Source organism: Sphingomonas bacterium (genome assembly GCF_903642285.1).
GTDB lineage: Bacteria > Pseudomonadota > Alphaproteobacteria > Sphingomonadales > Sphingomonadaceae > Sphingomonas.
On sequence record NZ_CAHJWJ010000013.1, the window covers coordinates 24,653 to 35,493 of the forward strand.

Annotated in this window: 8 protein-coding genes; 2 read left to right on the forward strand and 6 right to left on the reverse strand. The window is 66.6% G+C overall.

Features of this window, described 5'->3' with window-relative positions:
• Window positions 1–61: 61 nt before the first annotated feature.
• Window positions 62–1,531 (reverse strand): glycerol-3-phosphate dehydrogenase, encoded by a 1,470-nt coding sequence (gene glpD / locus HUU99_RS08360; RefSeq protein WP_174286123.1) that lies wholly within the window; start codon window positions 1,529–1,531, stop codon window positions 62–64.
• Between the two features lie 52 nt (window positions 1,532–1,583).
• On the opposite strand from glpD, the gene HUU99_RS08365 reads away from it, so the two are divergent.
• Entirely contained in the window at window positions 1,584–3,797 is a 2,214-nt protein-coding gene (locus HUU99_RS08365) for a ribonuclease R family protein (RefSeq protein WP_174286124.1), read from the forward strand.
• A gap of 94 nt (window positions 3,798–3,891) precedes the next feature.
• Here the strand turns inward: HUU99_RS08365 and HUU99_RS08370 are convergent, their stop codons facing one another.
• Complete coding sequence (locus tag HUU99_RS08370; RefSeq protein WP_174286125.1) at window positions 3,892–5,049, reverse strand: saccharopine dehydrogenase family protein; 1,158 nt, start codon at window positions 5,047–5,049, stop codon at window positions 3,892–3,894.
• A gap of 17 nt (window positions 5,050–5,066) precedes the next feature.
• The gene (locus HUU99_RS08375; RefSeq protein WP_174286126.1) at window positions 5,067–6,857 is read right to left on the reverse strand and encodes an ABC transporter transmembrane domain-containing protein; all 1,791 of its coding nucleotides are present in this window, start codon (window positions 6,855–6,857) and stop codon (window positions 5,067–5,069) included.
• A 132-nt stretch (window positions 6,858–6,989) separates the two neighbouring features.
• On the opposite strand from HUU99_RS08375, the gene HUU99_RS08380 reads away from it, so the two are divergent.
• Window positions 6,990–8,222 carry a polyhydroxyalkanoate depolymerase gene (locus HUU99_RS08380; protein WP_174286127.1) on the forward strand — a complete coding sequence of 411 codons (1,233 nt, stop codon included), beginning with the start codon at window positions 6,990–6,992 and terminating at the stop codon, window positions 8,220–8,222.
• 23 nt (window positions 8,223–8,245) lie between these two features.
• Here HUU99_RS08380 and HUU99_RS08385 read toward each other — a convergent pair whose 3' ends face one another.
• The 3 genes from HUU99_RS08385 to HUU99_RS08395 form a co-directional block, all read right to left on the reverse strand.
• Complete coding sequence (locus HUU99_RS08385; RefSeq protein ID WP_174286128.1) at window positions 8,246–8,728, reverse strand: pyridoxamine 5'-phosphate oxidase family protein; 483 nt, start codon at window positions 8,726–8,728, stop codon at window positions 8,246–8,248.
• 399 nt (window positions 8,729–9,127) lie between these two features.
• Window positions 9,128–10,303, reverse strand: coding sequence for an acetyl-CoA C-acyltransferase (locus tag HUU99_RS08390; protein ID WP_174286129.1), 1,176 nt, complete (start codon window positions 10,301–10,303; stop codon window positions 9,128–9,130).
• A gap of 45 nt (window positions 10,304–10,348) precedes the next feature.
• Window positions 10,349–10,807: a MaoC family dehydratase gene (locus tag HUU99_RS08395; RefSeq protein WP_302479981.1), complete on the reverse strand. Its 459-nt coding sequence runs from the start codon at window positions 10,805–10,807 to the stop codon at window positions 10,349–10,351.
• Between the last annotated feature and the right edge of the window lie 34 nt (window positions 10,808–10,841).

Consider the following 10,841-nt stretch of genomic DNA (forward strand, 5'->3'; position numbering starts at 1 on the left):
ATCGGGCAGGGTGCCGGCCATTCGCGCGGCATCACGGTCGCCGAAGACCGCGAAGCGCCGGTCAGCCGGGGTACGTCGCGTTCCACCAGGCCGCGAATGCCGCGCGCTCGGCGGACGTCATGTGCAGCCCGAGCTTGGATCGCCGCATCAGGACATCGTCCGCCGCGCGCGCCCATTCGCGATCATGCATCCAGCGCGCCTCGATCTCGGTCAATCCGGCGGCGAAGGCGCGGCCCATGCCGGCCTCGTCGGTGACGCCTGCGAGCATCCGCCGCAGCATAGACCCATAGGCGCGCGCCATCCGTTCGCTGCGCTGGGTGCCGAGACATGGCCAAGTCCGGCGAACCTCGCCCAGAAACACGGCGAAGGGCGCGATATCGCCGCCGGGGAATATCCGGCCTCGAGTCGTCCGCCGGGCCGATCGACCGAGCGTCGGCGCAAGCTTGCCGATCGCCTCCTCCGCCAGATGGCGCGCCGTGGTGATCTTGCCGCCGAACACGGACAACAGGGGCGGGCCGTTGGTATCGAGTTCCAGCACGTAATCGCGCGTCACCGCCCGCGCCTCGCTCGCGCCGTCGTCGTAGAGCGGTCGCACGCCGGACCAGGTCGAGGTTACGTCGCCGGGGGCGACCTGCCGAACGAAATGCTGGTTCACCGCGTCGCACAGATACGCGATCTCGTCGGCGTCGATCACCGCATCCTCCGGGCGATCGACGGGGATGTCGGTGGTGCCGATCTCGGTCGAGTCGCCCAGATACGGGATCGCGAACACGATCCGCCGGTCGGGGAGTTGCAGGATATAGGCGTGGTCGCCGTCGTACAGTCTTGGCACGACGATGTGGCTGCCCTTGACCAGTCGTACCCCGGCCTCGGCATTCACGCCCAACCGCCCGAGCAGCGCAGCGACCCAGGGGCCGGCGGCGTTCACGATCGCGCGCGCGGTGACGTCGTCGCCGTCGGACAGCGTCGCGCGCCAGATGCTGCCGTCTCGACGCGCGGACTCCAGCGCGGTGCCGACGCGAATGTCCGCGCCATTGTCCGCCGCATCGATCGCGTTAAGCAGCGTCAGCCGCGAATCGTCGACGAACGCGTCCGAATATACGAAGCCGCGCGCGCCGCCTTTCAACGGCGCGGTAAAGGCGGTATCGTTTTTGCGGAGCGAGCGCGATCGTTTCAGCGTCATCCGGCCGCCCAGCATATCGTAGAAATACAACCCCAGCCGAACCATCCCCCATGGCCGCACCGCATTTTCGTGCGGCAGGACGAAGCGCAACGGGCGGATGACGTGCGGCGCGGCCGTCACCAGCCGCTCGCGCTCCCGCAACGCCTCCGCCACGAGTTTGAAGTCGTAATATTCGAGGTAGCGCAGGCCGCCATGGATCAGCTTGGTCGAGGCGGATGATGTCGCGCCCGCAAGGTCGCCTTGCTCCACCAGCAGGACCGACAGCCCGTTCAGGACCGCCTCGCGCGCGATCGCCGCGCCGTTGATGCCGCCACCGACGATAAGCAGGTCGTACGTCGCCATTGTCATGTGATCGTTCATAGCGGGTGACGTCCGCTGCGCGAAACCCTATCTCCGGGCGATGCACAAACCCAAGGCAGGGCTTCCGAGCCGCCAGCAGATCCTCGATTTCATCGCGCATTCGGAACAGCCCGCGGGCAAACGCGAGATCGCGCGCGCCTTCGGGCTGAGCGCGCAGGACAAGATCGTGCTGAAGGCATTGTTGAAGGACATGGCCGACGAGGGGCTGATCGATTCGGCGCCCGGCCGCGCGTTCCACAAGATGGGCGGGGTGCCCAAGGTGACCGTGCTGCGGATCGCGGATGTCGACGATAGCGGCAACGTCTGGGCGGTGCCTGACCGGTGGGAGGCGGAAGGCGTGCTGATTCCCCGACTGCGCGTGCGCGAGCGCAAGGGTGGAAGCCTCGGGATCGGCGATCGTATTCTAGCCCGGACGGAAGAGGCCGGGGTCGGGTGGATCGCGTATCCGATGAAGCAGATTGCCGCTGCGTCTGACCGGTTGATCGGCGTGCTGCGCGAGGAAGGCGGGCGGTTGTGGCTGACCGGCGTCGATAAGAAGGAACGCCGCGATTACGCGGTGTCGGACGCCGGCGAGGCGGGGCCGGGCGATCTGGTGCTCGCCGAACGCAGCGGGCGACCGCCGCGGGTCACCGCGCGCGTGGTGCAGCGACTGGGCGATCCGTTCGCGCCGAAGAGCTTCTCGCTGATCGCGATCCACAAGCTGGGTATTCCCGACGTCTTTTCCGTCGAGACGCTGGACGAGGCGCGCGTCGTCGCCGGGTCGGCGCTTGGCGAGGGGCGGGAGGATTTGCGCGACTTGCCGATCGTCGCCATCGATCCGGCCGATGCGCGCGATCACGACGACGCGGTGTGGGCGGCACCGGATGACGACCCGGCCAACGAGGGCGGGTGGAAGGCGATCGTCGCGATCGCGGATGTCAGCTTCTATGTGCGTCCGGGCTCGGAACTGGACCGCGAGGCGCGGCGGCGCGGGAATTCGGTGTATTTTCCCGATCGGGTCGTGCCGATGCTGCCGGAGATGCTGTCCGCGGACATCTGCTCGCTGAAGGCGGGCGCGGACCGCGCGGCATTGGCCTGCCATTTGCGGATCGGGAGGGACGGGGCGCTGTTGTCCTGGCGCTTCACCCGCGCGGTGGTGCGGATCGCCGCGAATATCGCGTATGAGGATGCGCAGGCGGTGATCGACGCTCCTGCCCGCGAACGGGAAGGGGAGTTGTTGCCCATCCTCCAACCCCTCTGGTCCTGCTGGCAGGCTCTCGCCAAGGCGCGCGCCGCGCGCGCGCCGCTCGATCTCGATCTGCCCGAGCGGCGTGTCGTCCTCGACGAACAGGGCCGCCTGCTGTCCGTCGCGCCGCGCGAACGACTCGATGCGCACCGGCTGATCGAGGATTATATGATCGCCGCCAACGTCGCCGCTGCCAAGGCGCTGGAGGCGAAGAAGGCACCGGTCATGTATCGCATCCATGAGCCGCCGAGCCGCGAGAAACTGGTCGCGCTGAAGGACTATCTCGCGACCTTCGACGTCGCCTTCGCGCTCGGTCAGGTCGTCCGGCCGGCGACCTTCAACCATGTCCTCGACAGGATCGGCGACGCCGATTTCCGCCCGCAGGTGATGGAACAGGTGTTGCGCACGCAGACCCAGGCCTATTACGGCCCCGCGAACCACGGCCATTTCGGCCTCGCGCTGGGCAGCTACGCGCATTTCACCTCGCCGATCCGGCGCTATGCCGATCTGCTCGTCCACCGATCGCTCGTCGGCAGCTACACGCTGGGCCCGGGCGCACTGCCCGCGGCGGATGCGGCGAACATGGAGGCGGTCGGCGAGCAGATCAGCCGCCTCGAACGCCGCGCGATGGAGGCGGAGCGCGACACGATGGACCGCTACGTCGCGGCCTATCTCTCCGAACGGATCGGCGAGACGATGCCCGCGCGCATCACCGGTATCGCCAATTTCGGTGTATTCGCGACGGTGGAGGGCGTCGGCGGCGACGGCCTGTTGTCGGTACGTGATCTGGGCGGCGAATATTTTCGCTTCGACGAGGCGGCACGTACGCTGACGGGGGAAACCAGCGGCGACGTCTATACGCTCGGCCAGCGGCTCGATCTGAAACTGGCGGAGGCGAACCCGGTATCGGGCGCGCTGCGGTTCGAACTGCCGGGCGGGAAACAGGCCGCGCCGCCGCGGCGCGTGGATCGGGTGGTGAAGCATCGCGGCCGGCCGATGAACATCCGGCATCAGGGGAAGAAGCGTTAGGGTATCGTCCCCCGGCCTCGTGCCGGGGTCCAGGGCCAGGGAGCGTAACGCTTGCGGCTCCGGATGCCGGGATGAGCCCGGCATGACGCAGTTTCTATCCCGCCCGGAACATCAGCCCCGCCTTGTCCTGCAACCGGTGCCGCAGCGTCGCCCCCAGCAGCGCCCCCGGCGTCCAGATGCCGCCTTCGCCCTCGGTGTTCAGCAGGCACAGTGCGGTTTCCGCGATCATCCTGCTGGTCGACCCATATCCGGGGTCGCGATCGCCGGTGACGACGCAATCCATCCGCGATCCGTCGGGCATCAGGCCGATGAACAGCAGGTCGTAATAACCTGCGTCACGCTCCGCCTTCGACGGTCCCTCGCCCGGCTTCGGCCCCTTGTCGGACGCGAGCGGGTTCAGCTTCGCGATCGCCTCCGCCGCCGCGCGCCCGACATCGCCGAGCCCGGCGACCATCATCTCGTCATAGACGAAATCCTTGCCATAGGCCTGGCCGAGCAGGAAATTGGTGCGGTGCACGTTCTTCGTGTTGATCGGTGCCATGATGAACGGCGCGACCCAGGCGCCGATCGTCGTGTCATATTCGGGCAGCAGGCCCATCGGCTGGTGCGGCCCGGAAAAACCCGGTGTCAGCGCAAACGGATTGGTCAGCAGCGCGACGATCGAGGGACTGCGCGCCGCGGCGGCCAGCGTTGCCTTCAGGCTGGCCGCGGTACCGCCCGAAAAGCCGCCCTGCATCTTGCGGACGCGGCCCTTCACGCGGCGCGCCGGCACGCCGTGCTTCGCGACCGCGCATTCCTGCAAGGACTGTACGCCGAGGTCGAACGGGATCGAGTCGAACCCGCAACTGAACACGATCCGCGCGCCGCTGGCCTTCGCCGCATCCTGGTGCGCGTCGATCATGTGCCGCATCCAGGCGGGCTCCCCGCACAGATCGACATAGCCGGTGCCTGCCTCGGCGCAGGCCGCGACGAGATCGCCGCCATAGAGTTGATAGGGCCCGACCGTCGTCAGCACGACTCGCGCCCGCTCGGCCATCGTCTTGAGGCCGGCAGGATCGGATGCGTCCGCCACCACCAGCGGCGTGTCCGCCGGCGCGCCGATCAGGTCGCGCACCTCCGCCAGTTTCGCCGCGCTGCGCCCGGCCATCGCCCATCGCGGTCCGCCGGTCGGATAGGCCTGTACGAGATATTCGGCGACCAGGCGGCCGGTGAAGCCGGTGGCACCGTAGACGATCAGATCGAAGTCTCGCATGTCGTCGTCTCCCGGTGTCAGGCCGCCTCGTTGAACTGCAAGCTCGCCAGCCGCGCATAAAGGCCGCTGCGGCCGATGAGGGCGGCGTGGCTGCCTTCCTCGACGATCCGCCCTTCCTCCATCACGACGATCCGCCGCGCGGCGCGCACGGTCGCGAGCCGGTGGGCGATGACCAGCGTGGTCCGATCGGCCATCAGCCGTTCCAGCGCCTGCTGCACCAATTGCTCGCTCTCGGCGTCGAGCGCACTCGTGGCCTCGTCCAGCAACAGGATCGGCGAATCGCGCAACAGCGCGCGCGCGATCGTCACACGCTGCCGCTGCCCGCCCGACAATCTCGCGCCGCCTTCGCCAAGGAACGTATCGAGCCCGTCGGGTAGTCGGCGCAGGAATTCGGCTGCGTTGGCGGCCTCCGCGGCGTCCCACAGCTCGGCGTCGGTCGCATCCCAGCGACCATAGCGCAGATTGTCGCGCGCCGACGCGCCGAAGATCACCGTCTCCTGCGGCACCATCGCGATCCGGGCGCGGATATCGGCAGGATCGGCCTCGCGCAGGTCGACGCCGTCCATCGTCACACGGCCGCCGCTCGGATCGTAGAAGCGCTCCGCCAGTTGGAACAGCGTCGTCTTGCCGGCACCCGATGGCCCGACCAGCGCGACCGTCTCGCCGGGGGCGATGGTCAGCGTGAAATCGTGCAGCGCGGCGACGTCCGGCCGCGTCGGATAGCGGAACGCGACATGCTCGAACGCCAGCGCCCCGCGCGCCGGCTCGGGTAGGGCACGGGGCTCGGCCGGTGCGGCGATGCCTGTGACCTCGGTCAGCAGTTCATGCAATCGCTCCGCCGCACCCGCCGAGCGCAGCAGGTCCCCGTAAACCTCGGTCAGCGACCCGAACGAGCCGGCGACCAGGAACGCGGCGACGAGCGATCCGGTGAGCGATCCTCCCGACAGACGCCCCTCCGCAACGTCGGACACGACCGACCAGAGCAGCCAGAGGATCGCGCCGAACAACAGCAGGATGACGAGCGCCGTCATCAGGGCGCGGATGCGAATGCGGCGCTTGGCGGCGGCGAAGCCCTGTTCCACCGCGCTCGCGAAGCGTTCGCCTTCGCGCGCTTCCTGGCCGAACGCCTGAACGATCTTCATCGCGCCAAGCGTCTCCACCGCGATCGCGCCGATATCGGCGATCCGGTCCTGGCTGGTGCGCGAAAAGCCACGCACCCGCCGGCCGAGCAGAACGATCGGCAGGACGATGATCGGTATCGCGAGCAGCAGCGATCCGGCGAGCTTTGGCGCCAGAACGAACATCGTCGCGACGCTGGCGATCCCGGTCAGCGCGTTGCGCAGCGCGACGGAGACGGTGGTGCCGACTGCGGTCTCGATCTGCGCGGTATCCGCGGTAAGGCGCGATGCGATCTCGGCCGGCCGGTTCTCCTCGAAGAAACGCGGCGCGAGGCCGAGGAGATTGCGCTGCACCGCAATCCGCACATCCGCCACCACGCGCTCGCCCAGCCAGGAAACGAAGTAGAAGCGCACCGCGGTACCCAGCGCGAGCAGCAGCACCAGGCCGAACAGCGCATAGAAGACCTGATCGATATGCGCCGCATCGCCGCCATGCGAAAAGCCGCGATCGATCATCGACCGGATCGGATAGGGGATCGACGCCGTCACGAGCGACGTGACGAGCAATGCCGCGAGCGCCGCCGCGACCTGCGCCGGGTAATGCGAGGCGAAGCGCCACACCATTTTCAGGCTACCCAGACGGCGCGGTACGGCTGGAAGCGGAGATGTCGGGGACGGTTGTCGGGCCATGGCCCGATCTAGCAGCCCCGTCGCCTTCGCTCAACGATGATGGGCACCGTGCCCACGCATACGCGATCGTCGATTGTGCACTGCGGAAATGTGGATAGGGATGTCGCGACCCACGCGCCAAGAGGATACCCGATGCTTTACGACATGTACGAGATGCAGCGTTCGATGTTGGCCGGTGCCGGCGCGATGGCGGATCTCGGTGCGTCGATGCTGACCAGTCCCGGTAACCCGTTCGCCCACACCGGCGGCGGATCGGTCATGGCGTCGGCACTGGCGGTATTCGCGCACGCCGCCGCATCGCGCGGCAAGCCCGCGTTCGGTCTCGATTCCACGCTGGTCGATGGCCGGGCGGTCGCCGTGCGCGAGGAGATCGTCGCCCGCCGCGCGTTCGGTCAGCTCAAGCATTTCGTTCGCGACGGTATCGATCATGGGCCAAAGCTGCTGATCGTCGCGCCGATGTCGGGCCACTATGCGACGCTGCTGCGCGGCACGGTGGAACGGATGCTACCGGTCGCGGATGTCTACATCACCGACTGGCGCGACGCGAAAATGGTACCCGTGTCGGACGGTCGTTTCGATCTGGACGATTATATCGATTACCTCGTGGAATTTCTGTCCGTGATCGGTGAGGCCGGCGACGGGGAGCGCGCACATATGCTGGCGGTGTGTCAGCCGTCGGTGCCATGCTACGCCGCCGCCGCGCTGATGAGTGCGGATGCGCACCCCTGGCGGCCGAAGACGCTGACGATGATGGGTGGTCCGGTCGACACGCGTCAGGCACCGACCGCGGTCAACACGCTCGCGACGAAACGTCCTTTCGCCTGGTTCGAACAGAATGTCATCGCGACGGTCCCTGCCAACTATCCGGGCGCGGGGCGGCGGGTCTATCCGGGGTTCCTGCAACTGGCCGGATTCCTGTCGATGAACCTGGGCAATCACATGAACAGCCATTGGGACATGTTCAAGCATCTGGTCGCCGGCGATGGCGAAAGCGCGGATGCCACCAAGGCATTCTATGACGAATACCGCTCGGTCTGCGACATGACCGCGGAATTCTATCTCCAGACGATCGATCTGGTATTCCAGACGCATGCGCTGCCGAACGGGACGATGACCCATCGCGGTCGACCGGTCGATCCGGGGGCGATCGTCGATATCGGTCTACTCGCGATCGAGGGCGAGCGCGACGATATTTCGGGGATCGGCCAGACCAGGGCCGCGCTGTCGCTCGCGACCAACCTTCCGGACGTGAAAAAACGGTATCTAATGGCGCAAGGTGCGGGCCATTACGGGATATTCAACGGCACGCGGTGGCGCGATACGATCGCGCCGGTCGTGGAGGACTGGATGGCGGCGAACGGCTAACCCGTCCGCCGCCATCCGGTCGATCAGGCCACGGTGTCCACGACCGCGTGGCTGCTATTCTCCTGGGGCTTGATCGTACCGCCGAACAGCATCTTCAGCCGTCCCGACAGTGCGATGTCGGTTTCCCACAATTCCGCGCTGTCGATGTCGAAGCGTAGCAGCGTCAGGTCGGGATCGGCCTTTCCGCCCGGGAAATAGGCCTCGGCCGCCTTGTTCCAGAGCTTGTCGATCTCGGCCCGGTCGTCATCGCGCGATACGACGCCGTCGAGACACGCAAAGAAGTCATGCCCCTTGCTGACGAACTGCGCCATCGCACGGCCACCGTCGGCGATGCGATTGCCGCGCCCGGCGAAGAAGAACAACGTATTTGGCTGATCGTCGTCGATCTGGGCGGTCATCGGCTCGCGATGCTGGTCGCTGCCGTCCAGCCCGATCATGACGAACGGGCTCGCCTTCAACTTGTCGATGAACTTGTCTGCGACTTCCTGCGGGGTGTGTTCGGCCATATCGTCCTCCTGATGGGTTGGTGGGAGAACGGGTGGGGGCGGCGTTGGTTGCGAAGCGTTGCCCTGTACGTTTGGGCAGTGCCCGAATGTGCAGGTTGCGTGATTACTTCCCGGTCATCATGATCCGGCGCGGTGGCAATGACGCTGCCAACACATGGAGGAAACACCTATGACGGTGACCGACTTGTGCCTGATCCTGGGCGTTCTCATCGGTTTTGCGACGTTGGTCGTCAAGATCGTGGAGGTACGTAACAAGTAGGGCATACGGGCGGGGCTCGCGCTGACACGCGGGTCCCAAACGATTTGAGCCCCGGCCGCTGACACGACCGGGGCTCGCACAAGAAGGCGCCTATGACGTCGCCGGTCTGCGTTATATCCCTTTCAGGGATGTTTTCAACCTCACAGCACCTCGAACAACCCCGCCGCGCCCATGCCGCCGCCGATGCACATCGTGACGACGACATGCTTCGCGCCGCGACGCTTGCCTTCGATCAGCGCATGGCCGGTCATGCGCGCGCCCGACATGCCGTAAGGGTGGCCGATCGAAATCGCGCCGCCATTGACGTTCAGCAACTCGTCCGGGATGCCGAGTTTGTCGCGGCAATACAGCACCTGCACAGCGAACGCCTCGTTCAGTTCCCACAGGCCGATATCGTCCATCTTCAGCCCGAACCGCTCGAGCAGCTTGGGGATCGCGAAGACCGGGCCGATGCCCATCTCGTCGGGTTCGGTGCCCGCCACCGCCATGCCCACATAGCGGCCAAGCGGCGTCAGCCCCTTCGCCGCGGCGACCTTCTCCTCCATCAGCACGCTGGCGGATGCGCCGTCCGAAAGCTGCGACGCGTTGCCCGCCGTGATCGTGCCCTCGGGCAGCACGGCCTTCAGGCTCTGCAAGCCGTCAAGCGTTGTGTCGGCGCGATTGCCCTCGTCCTTGGACAGGGTCACGTCCTTGTGGCTGACCTCCTTCGTTTCCTTGTTGACGATCGCCATCGTCGCGCTGACGGCGACGATCTCGTCGTCGAACTTGCCCGCGGCCTGTGCGGCGGCGGTGCGCTGCTGCGACTGAAGCGCATATTCGTCCATCGCATCGCGGCCGATGCCGTAGCGGCTGGCGACGACCTCCGCGGTCTGCAGCATCGGCATGTAGATCGCCTTGTGCATCGCGATCAGCTCGGGGTCGGGCGCGACGTTCATCTTGGGCGTCTGGACCAGGCTGATGCTGTCGACGCCGCCGCCGATGGCGACGTCCATATTGTCGACGACGATCTCCTTCGCCGCGGTCGCGATCGCCATCAGGCCCGAGGCGCACTGACGATCGAGGGACATGCCCGACACGCTGGCCGGCAGCCCGGCGCGGAGCAGCGACGTGCGCGCGATGTTGCCCGCCTGTACGCCCTGCTGGAGCGCGGCACCGAACACCACGTCCTGCACTTCGGCACCGTCGATCCCGGCGCGTTCGACCGCCGCCTTGATCGCGTGGCCGGCGAGCGTCGGCGAGGGCAGGTTGTTGAACGCGCCGCGGTAAGCGCGGCCGATCGGGGTACGGGCGGTGGAGACGATGACGGCGGAACGCATGAGCTTATTGCTCCCTGGCTTGCGGAAGTGGAGGAAGGGGAGGGATCAAACGAAAATCTGGCTGATCCATTCCGCGATCATCGCGGGCTTGGACTGGCCTTCGATCTCGACGGTGAATTCGTTGGTCTGTTGATATTGACCGGGACGCTTTTCGTCGAATTCCAGCAGCTTGAAGCGGCCGCGGACCTTTGAACCAGAGCGCACCGGGGTCAGGAAGCGAACCTTGTTGCCGCCGTAATTGACGCCCATCTTCACGCCCTCCAGCTTCGGCGCGTCCGCAACCTTGGACGACAATAGAGGCATCAGCGCCAGCGTCAGGAAGCCGTGCGCGATCGTGCCGCCGAACGGCGTCATCGCCGCCATCGCGGGATCGACATGGATGAACTGGTGGTCGCCGGTCGCATCCGCGAATTTGTCGATCATGGTCTGCGTCACCTCGACCCATTCGGATATGGTTTCGCTGCCGATCCGGCCCTTCATCTCCTCCACGGTGATCGTCGTCACGGCATTCCCCTCGGCGGCGAAATATGGCTTAGCG